At 44.0% G+C, this 14,720-nt stretch carries 14 protein-coding genes and 1 pseudogene; 9 read left to right on the forward strand and 6 right to left on the reverse strand.

The features are described 5' to 3' along the window. Nucleotides 1–10: 10 nt before the first annotated feature. Both yjiA and ACJ8HH_RS15105 read left to right on the forward strand, forming a co-directional pair. The gene (gene yjiA, locus ACJ8HH_RS15100; protein WP_060451811.1) at nucleotides 11–973 is read left to right on the forward strand and encodes a GTPase; all 963 of its coding nucleotides are present in this window, start codon (nucleotides 11–13) and stop codon (nucleotides 971–973) included. A gap of 590 nt (nucleotides 974–1,563) precedes the next feature. Then, on the forward strand, nucleotides 1,564–2,466 hold the full coding sequence (locus ACJ8HH_RS15105) for a LysR family transcriptional regulator (protein ID WP_039567616.1): 903 nt from the start codon (nucleotides 1,564–1,566) through the stop codon (nucleotides 2,464–2,466). Here the strand turns inward: ACJ8HH_RS15105 and ACJ8HH_RS15110 are convergent. Then, on the reverse strand, nucleotides 2,450–3,448 hold the full coding sequence (locus ACJ8HH_RS15110; RefSeq protein WP_039567619.1) for an amidohydrolase family protein: 999 nt from the start codon (nucleotides 3,446–3,448) through the stop codon (nucleotides 2,450–2,452). The genes ACJ8HH_RS15105 and ACJ8HH_RS15110 overlap by 17 nt on opposite strands. Nucleotides 3,449–3,565: 117 nt before the next feature. Here ACJ8HH_RS15110 and ACJ8HH_RS15115 point away from each other — a divergent pair, with 117 nt between their 5' ends. Further along, a complete protein-coding gene (locus ACJ8HH_RS15115; RefSeq protein ID WP_080289022.1) occupies nucleotides 3,566–3,820 on the forward strand; it encodes a hypothetical protein in 255 nt (84 codons plus the stop codon). Nucleotides 3,821–3,848: 28 nt separating this feature from the next. Beyond that, nucleotides 3,849–4,406: pseudogene (locus tag ACJ8HH_RS15120) on the forward strand (family 1 glycosylhydrolase); the annotation flags it as partial. Between the two features lie 46 nt (nucleotides 4,407–4,452). Here the strand turns inward: ACJ8HH_RS15120 and ACJ8HH_RS15125 are convergent. The 3 genes from ACJ8HH_RS15125 to ACJ8HH_RS15135 are packed head-to-tail and all read right to left on the reverse strand — an operon-like array spanning nucleotide 4,453 to nucleotide 5,901. Continuing rightward, on the reverse strand, nucleotides 4,453–4,785 hold the full coding sequence (locus tag ACJ8HH_RS15125) for a contact-dependent growth inhibition system immunity protein (RefSeq protein WP_039567622.1): 333 nt from the start codon (nucleotides 4,783–4,785) through the stop codon (nucleotides 4,453–4,455). After that, on the reverse strand, nucleotides 4,770–5,069 hold the full coding sequence (locus ACJ8HH_RS15130) for a contact-dependent growth inhibition system immunity protein (RefSeq protein ID WP_052210575.1): 300 nt from the start codon (nucleotides 5,067–5,069) through the stop codon (nucleotides 4,770–4,772). Before ACJ8HH_RS15130 ends, ACJ8HH_RS15125 begins: the two co-directional genes overlap by 16 nt. A 4-nt stretch (nucleotides 5,070–5,073) precedes the next feature. After that, nucleotides 5,074–5,901: an RNase A-like domain-containing protein gene (locus ACJ8HH_RS15135; protein ID WP_039567625.1), complete on the reverse strand. Its 828-nt coding sequence runs from the start codon at nucleotides 5,899–5,901 to the stop codon at nucleotides 5,074–5,076. A gap of 514 nt (nucleotides 5,902–6,415) precedes the next feature. Between ACJ8HH_RS15135 and ACJ8HH_RS15140 the strand changes: the two genes are divergently transcribed. Together ACJ8HH_RS15140 and ACJ8HH_RS15145 are read left to right on the forward strand one after the other, a co-directional pair. After that, nucleotides 6,416–6,718, forward strand: a complete 303-nt coding sequence (locus ACJ8HH_RS15140; RefSeq protein ID WP_039567628.1) for a hypothetical protein — start codon at nucleotides 6,416–6,418, stop codon at nucleotides 6,716–6,718. A gap of 232 nt (nucleotides 6,719–6,950) precedes the next feature. Further along, nucleotides 6,951–7,640 carry an HNH endonuclease gene (locus ACJ8HH_RS15145; RefSeq protein WP_072035794.1) on the forward strand — a complete coding sequence of 230 codons (690 nt, stop codon included), beginning with the start codon at nucleotides 6,951–6,953 and terminating at the stop codon, nucleotides 7,638–7,640. A 1-nt stretch (nucleotide 7,641) separates the two neighbouring features. On the opposite strand, the gene ACJ8HH_RS15150 is transcribed toward ACJ8HH_RS15145, so the two are convergent. Next, complete coding sequence (locus ACJ8HH_RS15150; RefSeq protein WP_072035787.1) at nucleotides 7,642–8,103, reverse strand: very short patch repair endonuclease; 462 nt, start codon at nucleotides 8,101–8,103, stop codon at nucleotides 7,642–7,644. A 53-nt stretch (nucleotides 8,104–8,156) separates the two neighbouring features. Next, a complete protein-coding gene (locus ACJ8HH_RS15155) occupies nucleotides 8,157–9,065 on the reverse strand; it encodes a NaeI family type II restriction endonuclease (protein WP_072035795.1) in 909 nt (302 codons plus the stop codon). A 203-nt stretch (nucleotides 9,066–9,268) separates the two neighbouring features. On the opposite strand from ACJ8HH_RS15155, the gene ACJ8HH_RS15160 reads away from it, so the two are divergent. From ACJ8HH_RS15160 to ACJ8HH_RS15170, 3 genes are all read left to right on the forward strand, one after another. Continuing rightward, the gene (locus tag ACJ8HH_RS15160; RefSeq protein ID WP_230201631.1) at nucleotides 9,269–10,384 is read left to right on the forward strand and encodes a DNA cytosine methyltransferase; all 1,116 of its coding nucleotides are present in this window, start codon (nucleotides 9,269–9,271) and stop codon (nucleotides 10,382–10,384) included. Between the two features lie 201 nt (nucleotides 10,385–10,585). Next, nucleotides 10,586–11,608, forward strand: coding sequence for a ParA family protein (locus tag ACJ8HH_RS15165; protein ID WP_072035788.1), 1,023 nt, complete (start codon nucleotides 10,586–10,588; stop codon nucleotides 11,606–11,608). Between the two features lie 1,316 nt (nucleotides 11,609–12,924). Further along, on the forward strand, nucleotides 12,925–13,440 hold the full coding sequence (locus tag ACJ8HH_RS15170) for a hypothetical protein (protein WP_044865629.1): 516 nt from the start codon (nucleotides 12,925–12,927) through the stop codon (nucleotides 13,438–13,440). Nucleotides 13,441–14,720: the final 1,280 nt, after the last annotated feature.

Raw genomic sequence — 14,720 nt, forward strand, 5'->3', positions numbered from 1 at the left:
AAGGACCCGTATGAAACCCATCGCAGTCACCATCCTGACCGGCTTTTTGGGCGCCGGCAAAACCACCCTGCTGCGCCACATCCTGAACGCCGAACACGGCTATAAAATCGCGGTCATCGAGAACGAGTTCGGCGAAGTGCCGATCGACGACGCGCTGATCGGTGATCGCGCCAGCCGCATCACCACGTTGAGCAACGGCTGCATCTGCTGCAGCAAGTCCAACGAACTGGCGGATGCGCTGCTGGATCTGCTGGACGGCGTCGACAGCGGCCAGCTGGCGTTCGACCGGCTGCTCATCGAATGCACCGGCATGGCCGATCCCGGCCCGATTACCCAGACCTTTTTCTCGCACGAGATCCTGTGCGAGCGCTTCCTGCTGGACGGCATCATCACCCTGGTGGATGCGGCGCACGCCGAGCAGCAGCTGAGCCAGTTCAGCATTGCCCAGGCGCAGGTGGGCTACGCCGACCGCATCCTGCTGACCAAAACCGACGTGGCGCCGGACTGCGAAGCGCTGATCCAGCGGCTGCAGCGGATGAACGCCCGCGCGCCGGTCTACAAGGTGACGCACGGCGATATCGATCTGAGCGTGCTGTTCGACATCGAAGGCTTTACGCTGAACGACAAGCTCAACCTGACGCCATCCGCCCCGCTGTTCCGCCGCATCCCGCAGCCGCAGAGCGACATCCGCTCAATTGTGGTGACGCTGGAACGGCCGCTGCCGCTGATGCAAATCTCCGACGTGATGGAAGGCCTGCTGCTGGAATACGCCGACAACCTGCTGCGCTACAAAGGCATTTTGTCTATCGAAGACGAGCCGCGCCGCCTGCTGTTCCAGGGCGTGCAGCGGCTGTATAACGCCGACTGGGATCGGGAGTGGCTGCCTGGTGAGGAACGTCGGAGCACCTTGGTATTTATTGGTGTGGATCTGCCGGAGGAGGAGATTCGGGGAAGGATTGGGGCGTTGGGGTAAGCGGGGTTTGGATATGGGAGCCTGTGGGTGGGCTCCAACGACTTGCCTACGTTTGAGCCGTTCCCGCTTTTGCTCTGCTTTCGTTGCCACATAGCAAAAAACACTAAAGCGGTGGCCAGTTTTAGCTGGCCACGACAAGCACCACGTATAAAAATTTCCGCCCCCTTCGGTGATTATTTATTCGCCTGATAGCTAATAGTACTGAAGAATGCGCCGATGCCAGTCATTATCTATTTTAAAATAGATAATAATTTTGAAATGATGCTACATCATCCTATTCTTCACGCAACCAGTAGTCCCCCCTATGCAAGTCATACTTTGCTTCTTAAGATGCTAAAATAAAAATCAGGTGTAATAGAACGAAATCCGACCGTATATCCTGGAATAAGGAAAGCTCTTATAAGGCTCAGAAAATAACATTATCCCATTACTTAAAAAGTGAAAGAAAACGGCGGCGATAGTGACGCATTACGCTAATACACCCAGCAAACACAGACCACCCATTTCAATTAATAAATAATTTTTTGGCAACTACCGCTTGAGACAACATGCCGTTATTTTCACGAATAAATAAGGTGAATAAATAAACCATGCGTAAAGAACTGGATTTAAAAATGCTCTATTTCTTTCGTGCTCTCTATCTGAACGGCAATGTCTCTTTGGCTGCCGATCAGTTAGATCTGAGCCAACCTTCGGGTAGCCTGCTGCTTAAGCGCTTGCGGGAAGAGTTTAACGACACGCTGTTTGTCAGGGTCGGACAAAAGATGGCCCCCACACCGTGCGCGCAGCAAGCATTTACCACCATATCAACGATTTTAGATCTGCTGGATAATCAGCTCGTTAGCTCATTGCCTTTCGATCCCCGCACCAGTCAGCGAAGCTTTACTATCGCAATGGCTGATATAAGCCAAATTGCTCTGGTTCCCCGCCTGCTTGATATATGTAAACGCCAGGGAGCCACCCAAATTAAGTTTGCCATCAGGCATATTGATGACAAAATTTACTCTGCGCTAGAGTCCGGCGACGTAAACCTTGTAATCGGTTATCTAACCGATATTCCGGAAAGTTTTTATCAACAGAGGCTGTTTGATGAACACTATGTTTGTCTAAGCAGCACGACGCATCCGCGTATCAGACAAGCACCAACACTGACATCATGGCTTAAAGAACAACAGGTCATGGTGCAGTGGGACGGTACCGGGCATGCAGAGATGGAACGCTACCTGGCACGCAGCGGTATTCAACTGCGAACCAAAATGTTGCTCCCTAGCTTCTTGGGCGTAGGGAACATTGTAGCCAGTACTGAGTTGCTGGCCACGGTTCCCGGACAAGTTGCCGCCTGGTGTGCAGCCGCATTTCCATGTGTTGCCTGGCCACTACCCATGCCCTGCCCCTCTTTCACTATTCGCCAGGTATGGCACCAGAGATATCATCACGACCCGGGTCTGATCTGGCTACGCCAACAATTAGCTCAACTCACTCAGGCAGGCTGAAGACTCGACGAGCATTACCGTACGCAATACTTTGTTTAACGTCGGCGTCCAGGACTAATGGATCGAACCAATCAGCCGCCTGGCACATATCCTCATAAGGGTAATCAACAGAAAACATGACCCGATCCTTTCCCATCACTTCAATGGCATTATGGAGGGCACTGGTTGTGAAGTGGCCACTCGTCGTGACGTAGAAATTATTCGTCAGGTAATCCGTTAAGGACTGCTGGTTGCCCCCCAGACCGATGCCCTCAAACTGTTTTTCCAGACGATGGGCAGTGCGCGGTAACATAAATGTCAGCCCCTCCCCAAGATGCCCAAGGATAATGGTAATATTCGGATAGCGGTCGAATAACCCACTCATCATCAGACGAATAGCGTGTACTGCGGTTTCCGTTGCAAAACCCCAGGCTGAACCTACCAAGCTTTCATAGCCACGATAAATTCCACAGGCGGCAGGGAGTGGCTCTCTGGGGTGCAGATAGACAGGCACATTCAGTTCACTCACTTTCTGCCAAAATACTTCTACCGCAGGATCATCCAAATAGCGCCCTTCCTCGGTGCCGCTCATATTGGTATACCCGTTGATCAATGCCCCCTTCATACCCAGCTTTTTCACCGCCCTTTCCAGTTCATCCGCTGCCGCCTGAGGATTTTGTAGCGCCACTGTTGCAAAAGCACTGAAACGATCGGGATGAGGCTGAACAAAATATTCGGCAATATAGTCGTTGGTGCAGGTTACGAAATGAGTTGCTGCAGCAACATCAAGAATCGACTGCGCCCCCGGCGATGTCAGTGACAAAATAGCATGACGGATGCCACAAGCATCCATATCCTTTAAGCGCAGTTCGGTTTCCAAAAGGCGCTTTTCAACATTATCCATATAATTACGGCCATTTCGCAATGCTTCGCTTTTTGAATCCCACAAACGATTATTTTCCTGGGTAGAGACATGTTCTTCTAATGCAATTTTACCTTTCATGAGTTATACCTCGCATTCGGTATTCGGGATGACATTCCAGAGACTACGACGAGTTACTCTTGTCGGCTATATAGCAAAACTGATAGCCATCATTAAAATTCTGTATAAAATAACTGAATGGCCGGCTGTTTTAACCACCTCGATCTCAGCGATTTTAACTCCTCAAAACTCATAGACCTGGCCGCACTCTCTGCCGAACAGTCGGAAAGGCTATGCCACGGGCTGATGCTGTTTGGCCATTTGCTGCACAAGCACCCGCAGCCGGATGCCGAAGGCTGGGAGCATATGAATCACTCCCTCACGGCACATCGGGTTCCTGCGTTGTGTAACCTTTATGAACGTGCGCTGCGGGGGCTGGAAGCCTGCGGCTAACGTAAATGGCAATCAGGGCGATGCTACTGCCCACGAAGTAACCCCCGCCAACCAGGTGGGCTGCATGCTGGCCGACGGCAACGCCTACCCGTGGTCCAGCAAGCCGAAAGACGCCGACATGAACGACAACAACAGCAGCGCCGCCAACGTGGTGAAATCGCTGGCGAACCCGCACGTGCCGCGCAGCGACTGGGGCTGGGGCATCGATCCGCTGGGGCTGCGCATCACCATGAACATGATGTACGACCGCTACCAAAAACCGCTGTTCCTGGTGGAAAACGGCCTGGGCGCGCACGACGAGTTCAATGCAGCAGGCGAGATTGAGGACGACTACCGCATCAGCTACCTGCGCGAACACATCCGCGCCATGGCCGACGCCATCGCCGACGGCGTGCCGGTGCTGGGTTACACCACCTGGGGCTGCATCGACCTGGTGGCCGCCTCAACCGGCGAAATGAGCAAGCGCTACGGCTTTGTCTACGTCGACCGCGACGACCTGGGCAACGGCACCCTCGCCCGCACCCGCAAGAAATCGTTCTGGTGGTATAAGAAAGTGATCGCCAGCAATGGGGGGGATTTGGGGTAGGTTTGGGGAGGGGGCTGATAAGGTTTGGGCGGTGGGGTTGGGGGGCTTAAATTCGTTTAAGCTGCCCTAGCTTTTGCTCCGCTTTTCGTTGCAATATGGCAAAGAACCCTACCGCTGTCGTGCCCCAGCTCTCCGGCATAAATTCATCTGTAAAATGCTCCGCCATGCCTTCGTTTATACGTCCTGCATAAGTAGCTTGAAATTCTTTAGTCTCCTCGAGGATATCGCGGATGACTTGGCTGCCGTTTTGCTCAAGGAAGCCGTCAATCACCCCCTCGGCCGTTTCGGCATCAGTAAACAGATCATAATCCTGACCGAAGTAAATACTGAATAAGCTACTGAGCTCGCTAAAGTGATTGCGAATCACGATGGTGCCCAAAGCGCTTTCACTGCAGCGCTTCTGGCCTGTTGCAGGAATGCGGGAACCGTGGTTCCCCATAGCTCAGGGCTGAAGGTAAAGCCGAAACGTTGGTTGAATAATGACTCCACATTATCCTGCGCCAGTAGCTCATCGATCTCATTGACCAAAGCCTCGCGCTGCTGATGAGTCGCCAGACGAATGTACTCTGCGATCAGCGCAGTAATATCGCCCTCTGCATTTATCAGGTCATAATCTTGGCCAAAATAAACGACGATTAGGTCATCAAGTTCGCTGGTTTTCATCGGCTTATCTCGCAGGGAAGGCGCTAAGGATAAAGTAAGGTTTGCCATTATAGCGGGTAAATTCAATCACGACGCCAACCCGATGACATTGATAGACGTCAGTGCTGCCGCGTAACACGCCATAACCCACTGATTCTGTGAAATTGTGATACACGCTCAAACGGCTGCCGGGAGACGCGTACTTCATCCAATTCACAATATCTGCACGGTTCGCCTTTACCGTGACAGATACATACTTTTCGGCCTCTTTTACCGATCTGAAGGTACTTGCCGCGATCAGTTTCGGGCGCCTGGCTAGCCTGGCAATAAGCGCTTCCGGAGCGATGTTTATATGCCGAGCCAATGTATGCCCGCCCGGATATTTACCGCTAACGGACTCATGCTCAACCAGTTTAACCCGCCCCATGCGCACGGATGCGACTCGGGCTGCGCCAACCGCTCCGGCAAAGACAAAAGGAACGGCAATATCGACCGTTAAACCGACGTTATAGGCCGTTTCCCTATCGGCACCCAATGTTTGCGCCAATAAAACGGCAGACTGATAAGTGTCAGTCGTCGTTGGTTGCCCGGTAATCATCTGATTGGCAGCGGCTTTGATGCTGTCCAGACTATGCGTTCCCACCACCACGCACCCGACTTTGGTGATAAACGTCGGATCCGGCGCATAGCACAATACCCCAGCCCCCATCAGCTCAACGACACCACCGACAAGCCCCAAACCGCCAAGCAGACGGTTACTGAGCGTTTCACCTTCAGTGACGCTTTCATCAGACAGCACCGCCGCAAGCTGCACCGGCGACAAGGCAATGCGCAATTCATCTTCATTCGCCATGTTCGTTCATCCGTGAATTAGCAAAGCCGTATGATTAACATAAGCTCTAGAAAGGATAAATACTGGAACGGTTAACGCTTCGCAGTGCGTATAGAGGATTACCGTGCATAACATTCATTTAGGGAATGGAATGATATGAATTATATTCGCCATATATAGGCGACATTACAAATATAAAAGAGCACCATAAATAACTGCGAGCTGCATTCCAATCCTAAAAGCAAATAAACTGTAATTCTATACAGATTATTTTTTCCTTTTACTGATAACGTTATAGTTTTTCCGCTGCGGCAAAATCCGCAGCCGGAGTTAGCGTTCCGAACCTGACATACTACCGCTGTATTATGTAATAATGCAGCAGCTTTAGTTCACTCCAAATAATGGTGGCTCAGGCGGGGGCTTCGCAAGAAGCGCCGGTTCGTATGTCCCGGTGACGCTAACCCCGTCTGGGCTACCACCCGAGTTTAGCGTCTCTGGTGATAGTCATTCGCTAATGACATACGGAGATGCACCCATGACAAAGGTTCCCACTACAGAATCCGTTGCAAGCACCCTCACCCTCTATCGCCAACTGTTTAACCACCTCGATCTCAGCACTTTCAATCCCTCAGAGCTCTTAGACCTGGCCGCACTCTCTGCCGAACAGGCGGAAGGTCTGTGCCACGGCCTGATGCTGTTCGGCCATTTACTGCAAAAACACCCGCAGTTGGATACCGAAGGCTGGGAACAAATGAATCGCTACCTCAACGCTACAGCGCATCTGGTTCCTGCGTTGTGTAACCTGTATGGGCGGGCGTTGCGGAAGATGGAAGGCTAGCAGCAACGGAAGAACAAGAAACTCTCTGATACCAAAGGGTGATGTAAATCAATCACCCTTAATATGTCTTTAAAAAACAACACGATAATAAAAAATATGTGAAAATTTCGGCTCAGTAACTTTCAGCGCGAAGTTAAAAAATATAAGAGATATCAATTAGCATGATATAAAAATTGCAATTCATAATAATATTCATAAAATGAATATTATTTGATGACATGATGAATGCATGATGGCTAGCGAGAAATACACCTGGGGTGAAGAAGATTTAGAAGCATCAGTACTAGCATATATAGAAATGAAGCGAAAATCCGAATCTAATGAAAAATTTTCCAAGCTATCATATTATAAAAAACTCGGTGAGAAATTTGGCCGCTCGCCAAAATCTTTCGAGTACAGAATGCAGAATATTTCCTATGCATATCACACTCTTGGTAGGGAGTGGTTAAAGGGATTAAAGCCAGCATCTCATGTTGGCACCAACAAATTACAACAACTTATTGAATTAATTTTTATCCACGATAAAGAAACTTTTGAAGAAGAAATTAAAGAATTTGAAATTCAAGTAGAAAACATTCTAGAAAAAGGTATATCCACTCAACCTGATGGAACAAAAAAACCAATTAAAACCATAAGAAAAATTATTACCATTGCTCGAGACCCAAAAATAAAAGCCTATATACTTCAAGAAGCTAAAGGTATTTGCGAAGTTTGCGAAAAGTCCGGACCTTTTCCAGATAGCAAAGATAGACCATATTTGGAAGTTCACCACCTAAAACCTTTAGCTAATGGAGGGTCAGATACAGTAGGTAATACAGTTGCAGTATGTCCTAACTGTCATCGAGAGCTACATTATTCCAGGGATAAAATGACCGTACTTGAAGAGATATACAAAAAAATAAACAGACTGATAAAAGAATAAATTACGCTGCCCCTTTGCCTGATATCTCGAGTAAAGGGCCTCCATTTTTTATCCAAGAACTAACCGATTCAAGTATGACATCTTCCTCAAGTCTTACTTTCCCCTGAATTGCGCATTTCCATATAATCATAACACGCCATCCCATTTCTCTTAGTTTATCCTGAACCTCAAGATCTCTTTTCCTATTATTGCAAAGTTTTACCTCCCACCATTCTCGGTTTTCTTTCGGCCACTGAAAAAAATGACAATTATGAAAATGCCAAAAACAGCCATTGACGAAAATTACACATTTATATTTTGGAAGAACGATATCAGGTTTTCCAGGTAATTTATGGACATTTACACGATAACGGAATCCACGAGCATGAAGACGTAACCTCAGCCACATTTCAATTTCAGTGCCTTTTATTTTAACCAAGGCCATTCTATTCCCGCGAACAGCATTTTTTCCCTTCTTACCCATATCCCCATACTCTTACAATTATTAATGGAATGGGATGCCAATATTATACCTATTCAGTAAGATTTAGGCCCTTGACATACACTATCATTTTCATTTGCTACACGCCAAAAATCATTATCTATTTTACATATCCCATTAGGATCTTTAACTATTCTCACTGATATTACCTGACCCTTTTCAATTTTTGGTAATCCTAACTCTCTACAAATTCTTGGATGTTCATTTTGATGCCCTAAAATAATAATCCCTTCTTCAGCAAGATAAGATCTAGCACCTCCATTTGCACGCACTCTTTTCATTGGATCATCTTTCGCAGAAGCAACTGTAGCTATAGTTTCCCGCTCTATAACTTTACCGGTGTAGATCCTAAATAACTCATTAAGTCTTTGCTGGCCGGATGACGCTCCCATGATTCTTTCTCGAGTTACGGGATCCATCAAAAACAATTGATTAATAGGTATTTTGACATTATCAAATACCCATACTATTTTTCCTCGTGAAGAAGCACTAATGGTTTTCTTTCCATCCTGATTCGCACCTTCATTCAAAATGTCACTACTTGCACGTACAACCCCCAAACTAGCAGTACCTTTCTCGTCATCTGCCTTAACCAAAATACAAATATGATTAATAGCCTCTTTAGGTATGTTCCACCCCCATCCATTCCCTGTGTATTTACAATCAACCTCAATGCCATCGATTTTATAATCCATTATATTTCCATGCTCAAGAGAAAATGCAGAGCGTAACAATATCTCAACTTTAGTACCCAGATAGGTTTTCTCAGTCTTTTCTAATTGATTATAAGCATAGCGGGCAGTTCTTGGTCCATCAATAACTTCATCAAAAGACTTTCTTATTACTTCTATAAATTTCTCGCAACCGCCAGTTACATTTTTAAAATAAGATATAACTTTATTTACATCTAGATCAGAAATATATTCTAGAGATGAATTATTCATATAGACCCACATCTTGATGAATCAAATATATGAATTATCTCTCTAACTTACATAAAAATAAAGTATTATTAATTAGTTAAAAAAATACTGCCACTTGCATGTAGGATGAATGCCTAAGTTAAGCTCCCCCAATGAGCATGATATGTATATTTAAACAGTATAAAGTGCTTTAGATCTCCCTCTTAAAACGTTAGAATGTACGCATGTTCATCAACAAAGTTGGCAGGTTGCGTCTAAACATGGCTTATAAAGTTATCGATCTATTCTGTGGGGCTGGAGGCCTAAGTGCAGGCTTCATGTTCGGCGAAAATCATCCTGATTTTGAAGGAGTTTTGGCTATTGATAACAACCAACATGCATGTGATACCTACAACGCGAATTTTCCAGGCAACCATTGCATTGCGGTAAACATTGAGGAATGGCTGTCTCAGCAAGACTCGATACCTCAGGCTGATATCGTTATCGGCGGGCCTCCTTGCCAAGGATTCAGCCTGTTGAATAAAAAACGAGAAGGTGACCATCGCCGTGCATTGTGGGAACCCTATATGGACATCGTTGCATCCTCCGGCGCTAAGATGTTTATCATGGAAAATGTGCCCGGATTGCTGAAGAGTGATGAATTTTTGGACATTCAGGCCCGTGCCAAAGAAATGGATTTTCACTTAGTTTACGACGTCTTGAACACAGCAGACTATGGCGTCCCTCAGACAAGACGTAGAGCTATAGTCATTGGGTACAACTTACAGCATTTTTCCATAGATTCGCTTCCTGAATTTCCACCGGCCAAAACGCATGTAAGCCCTCAGCAAGCTGGCCAAAATGCAGACTTACCTACCTGGCAAGATGTCAAATCTGTTATCGCCGATCTTGATGATCCTGAAGGCGTTGAAATTAGAAATATTTCAGCTCCTTATGACCTACACTTTGGCCGAACTCCAACAGAAGTTAGTTTACGTAGATACAAGTCAGTACCACCAGGTGGTAACCGGTTTGATCTCATGAAAAATGCACCAGAAATTACACCACAATGTTGGATAAACAAGCCAAGCGGTGGTACAGATTTATTTGGGCGTTTATGGTGGGATCGCCCATCAGTAACAATACGAACTGAGTTTTTTAAACCGGAAAAAGGACGTTATCTGCATCCAGAAAAACATCGTCCTATTACCCACCGGGAAGCAGCAAGGATTATGACATTCCCAGATAACTTCAAGTTTTGTGGCACAAAAATTGAGGTTGCAAAACAAATCGGCAACGCTGTGCCTGTGAAGTTTGCACGAAAAATTGCTGAATACGTCTATACTACTTTAAAAAAATAACCATCTCCTTGCTATAAATAAAACTCATATAGCAAGGAGGTTAATAATTTGAATGCTATAATATAGAAGAATAACGATTACTTCCTTTATAAACTTAACATAATAAAACTTGACAAACCTCAAGGGTTTGAAAAATTCAATGATAAAATATTTCAATTTGTGATATGGTAAATGCTCCATAAACATATATAAGGATTTAAAATGTTAACTTATTCTATATGGAATAACAAAGGTGGTACAGGTAAAACGAGTTTAGTATTCCAATGCGTAGGCCGATTTGCTCAGTTAAACCAAGATAAAAAAATATTAGTTATTGATATGTGTCCTCAAGCAAATCTTTCTGAACTATTCTTGGGCGGGCAACAAAATAGTGGTAGTGTAAATCTTTTAGCCGAACAAAATAAAAAGCCAAGGTGTACTATTGGTGGATACTTTGATAGCAGGCTTCCATCTCCCTTCACTCAATATAGTGGATTCAATCCAAGTGATTTCATAATCAATCCTTCTAACCAAAATAGGTACATACCAAATAATATTGATCTTATTTGTGGAGATCCTCTATTAGAACTTCAAGCTATTGCAATGAACACCTTAGCAAACGCTAACTTACCTGGTGTAAATGCATGGCTGGCAGTTATTGATTGGCTTAAAGACTTCCTCGATGTAATTAGAAATGACTATGATTTCGTTTTCATAGATACTAACCCAAGTTTTTCTATGTATACGCAGATTGCCTTAGCAGCTTCGGATAGAGTATTACTTCCTGTAATGGCAGATGACTCTTCAAGAAGGGCAATACAGAATGCTTTTTCATTGATCTATGGATTACAGCTACCATCCTCAGTATACGCTCAATATACTTTTGCGACTAAAATGAATCAAGCAGGAAGAAGTCTCCCAAAAATACACTGCATAATAAAGAATAGATTAACACAATATATGGGTGCAGCATCAGCATATGCAGCTGTTCTTTATGGGATAGACCAAGATTTACAAACATTAATTTCTAATCACTCACAATATTTCACTTTCAACAAAGTTGCAGACGGAGTAGTAGACGTAAGAGATTTTCAAACCTCTGGTGTTGTCGCTTTTGCTAATGGAAGTTTGTTCTCCAATATGCGAGTTGGTAGACAAACCATCGGAGGTAGGCGAGTGCAAGTAAAACCCATATACAGAACAAACTCTCTTAACTCTATAGATTTAGTAGTGAGTAAAATATAAAATCTTTAGAGAGTAAACTAGATAGTTTACTCTCTACCAGAGAAAAACCACGAAGTATCTGTCTTTCGTCATATTTTGATATAACTGATGCTGCCAGACATGCGCCATCTCGTGGATAAACAGGTGCTGTGCCAAATGATGCACCGTAAAATCAGGCCGATATAAAGCCCTGCGAAAGTACAATTCCCCATTCGGGCTCATCGCCGTGTACTGATTCTGCAACCCAAACGGCAGGTAGCTGTCGCAATGGACTAAGACGTTCTGATAGAAAATGGTGCTGCCAAACACCGAACGCGCCAGATTGACTTCGCCCGGTGTTAACGCCCGCGTGATCCCTTCCTGTTGTGGCCCATCCTGGAACTCCTTGATCCGAAAGAGTTCAATGAAACGCCATTTTAGCCTTTAAGGTCAATCAGATAGGACTTAGGAAAGCATCAGGAAGATCCGGTTTTTACTGAAATGGGAAATACGTCAATACAAAGTAAAGTGGGTAGGTAATTGCGGCAGGCAGATTCCAGGCACAAAAAAACCACCTCTCGGTGGCTTCTTGTTCGCGCGGTACTTAATGGTGCGAAGGCCGGACTCGAATTCAACACCTAATAGACTGATATAAATATAGTTTATAAACAGGGGTAACTAGTTATACCCACACTTGTACCCACAAGAAAAAATCCGTACAAAAAATAGACATTTCGAGTGGGTATAAAGCCATATCAGTAGAACACCGATATGGCTATCAAAGCAAGATACAGGCAGGCAGGAACGTTTTCTTCAGAGATATCAATTCTCATCCACTCAGAACAAAGTCAGATTTGGCTGCGAAATGAACGCTAACCCTCGCTTTGCTATGCTAGTTCCCATGGCAAATCTCTGCGTCTATTTACTGGTTTTAGAGTACCTTCGTTTCTCAATTGTTGAGCGGCCCAACGAATGTCATATTGCCACGTATACAACATATCGCCGGAATCCCTAAGCTCAGCCTCGTAGCTGTCCCATACATACTTTGAGACTTCACGTGGCCAAGCGCTACCACCCCGTTCCTGAAGACACTCGATGATCCATTTTTTCATACTTTCCCTAGTTACCATCATACCTCCTAACTTTCGCCCATTTATCGATACATCCAAATATTAACATCGACATCCTTTGGCACAAGACGGGCTGTATCGAAGAACTTGTTGTCTCAATGAGCGAGGATCGGCCCCTCATGAGTTCAATTTGTTCCCGCAATCGGAAGAGTAATAGCAGTTTAACATTGCCTTAAAAATGAAATGTGATAAATTTCTGTTGCAACATTAATCTAAAAGGAAATTACGGTGAGTCTACTTGAATTGATTGAATCAAAGAGGGCACATATCGCCAGAAATTCTTCAGAAAATGGAATATTAGGGGAACGCAGCCTACTTGACTCGCAAGCTTTATGGATAAAAAGACCTAAAGGGAAAGACATGAAAAATCTGCTAGCTGCGCTGAAGCAATTTGAAGATATTGAAATAAAGGCATCAAGCTTTGATTTTATTTCTATCCCTGAAAATGTAAGTGTTGACTTTAGTGACGTTAGCTCCTTGGCTGGAATATTAAAATCATTAACATTTATTGAACTTAAAACCTGCAATCAAAAAAGGGTCACCACTCCTGACTTCAGGAATTTCTTCTTTGCCATTACTGAGAACGAAATAATAGCATCAGAACTTCTCGGCGATAGGCACATAGTTGTACTACACAACAAAATAACGGGAGATAAACTGGTGACAACAATACCAGAAATTATAAATAGGGCCAATTCTAAGAACTGGCAGCTGTCTGTAAGCCTTGGGGCGCGAGAAGTTTAGCTTTTTATTTTAGCAAAAAAACAAGTGTTTAATAATGATAGATATACTTTAATTAATACTATCACATCCCAAAATATAAAATATACGGTGCAAAGGAAGCTAAGATAATGACAAAGCTCCCTATTAAAATAACATGCTATAACTATAACAAAGCATTCTTTACTATTTTATCTCACACTTCATGACTTTGAAGGAGTATTTATCATTATTCCTAGACGCAACCAGAACATTGCCATCACCTAAAAATGAAACCTTAGCATTCTTAATGTTGGCACATGGACTTTTATCAAACATCTCGAGTGTGTAAATCATCCCTTGAGATTTATTATTGATATATGATATATAATCATTACCTATGAGTCGTGAAAATTGAAAAATAAAAGCACAATAAATTATTAAAGATATAACTTGGATTATTAAAGTGCTTTTATGCAAAAACCTCTGCTGATTAGGTTCATATCCTGGCATTAAAAATTTCTTAAGCTTATCGTCATACACAAAAAACCAGCACCATATAGGTACTGACACCAAAATAACCGCGAACAGTAAGATCATACAAAGAGGCACGATCAAAGGAATCATCGAAGCCGCAATAAATATCAAAGAGTGAGGGAAGTTTGTTGGTGAAACTGAAGTTATATCATTGATCACCACACCTGAAAGACATAGGGCGAAATTCACACATAGCGTGCCTCCTAATATTAGGATCCATTTACCCAATGTTGTTTCATATGCTTTTTTATAAATAATAATTAGACTATGGAATACCGAAAAGCTCCAGTAAATCAAAGTCAGTATAAAGAACCCCTTCCACAAACCGTCTAACCCAAGGAAATTTAGAAGAAAACAAATGACGACTGCAACAATAAGATTCCTTATTATTTTTTGAGACGTATCAAGTTTGGAGTTAAAGGTTACAAGTTTATTAACGGTAGTTTTTTTTATCATCTCACACCCTGTTTAGTTCTAATTTATCCCACAAGCACTGTCTTTTAGTGCCAACTAGAAATTAATTTCATGATATACCAATTAACTGAATTGTTTCATATCTTCATCCTTTTTGATTTTAAGCATCTCATAATGAAATTACTAGATATCAGCACAATCATTTTCATGATACATCAGAGGGTTAACGGAGTAATGCTATAGTCAGAACTGTTGCTAATACTCTGAAACTAACCTAGTCCCTTTTTTCCACATTGACACAATCCTGAGTCTACCAATACCACTATTATCTCTGGTTTCCAGACAAGTCAGCAACGACCATTTACGGCAGGGCT

Origin of the sequence: Serratia sp. CY32780 (assembly GCF_052169135.1) — a bacterium.
Lineage (GTDB): Bacteria > Pseudomonadota > Gammaproteobacteria > Enterobacterales > Enterobacteriaceae > Serratia > Serratia sarumanii.

Bases quoted from the DNA above. Each gene is read 5' to 3' on its own strand.
- yjiA (WP_060451811.1), top strand. From the start codon at position 11: ATGAAACCCATCGCAGTCACCATCCTGACCGGCTTTTTGGGCGCCGGC.
- ACJ8HH_RS15105 (WP_039567616.1), top strand. From the start codon at position 1,564: ATGCGTAAAGAACTGGATTTAAAAATGCTCTATTTCTTTCGTGCTCTC.
- ACJ8HH_RS15110 (WP_039567619.1), bottom strand. From the start codon at position 3,448: ATGAAAGGTAAAATTGCATTAGAAGAACATGTCTCTACCCAGGAAAAT.
- ACJ8HH_RS15115 (WP_080289022.1), top strand. From the start codon at position 3,566: ATGGCCGGCTGTTTTAACCACCTCGATCTCAGCGATTTTAACTCCTCA.
- ACJ8HH_RS15130 (WP_052210575.1), bottom strand. From the start codon at position 5,069: ATGAAAACCAGCGAACTTGATGACCTAATCGTCGTTTATTTTGGCCAA.
- ACJ8HH_RS15135 (WP_039567625.1), bottom strand. From the start codon at position 5,901: ATGGCGAATGAAGATGAATTGCGCATTGCCTTGTCGCCGGTGCAGCTT.
- ACJ8HH_RS15140 (WP_039567628.1), top strand. From the start codon at position 6,416: ATGACAAAGGTTCCCACTACAGAATCCGTTGCAAGCACCCTCACCCTC.
- ACJ8HH_RS15145 (WP_072035794.1), top strand. From the start codon at position 6,951: ATGGCTAGCGAGAAATACACCTGGGGTGAAGAAGATTTAGAAGCATCA.
- ACJ8HH_RS15150 (WP_072035787.1), bottom strand. From the start codon at position 8,103: ATGGGTAAGAAGGGAAAAAATGCTGTTCGCGGGAATAGAATGGCCTTG.
- ACJ8HH_RS15155 (WP_072035795.1), bottom strand. From the start codon at position 9,065: ATGAATAATTCATCTCTAGAATATATTTCTGATCTAGATGTAAATAAA.
- ACJ8HH_RS15160 (WP_230201631.1), top strand. From the start codon at position 9,269: ATGTTCATCAACAAAGTTGGCAGGTTGCGTCTAAACATGGCTTATAAA.
- ACJ8HH_RS15165 (WP_072035788.1), top strand. From the start codon at position 10,586: ATGTTAACTTATTCTATATGGAATAACAAAGGTGGTACAGGTAAAACG.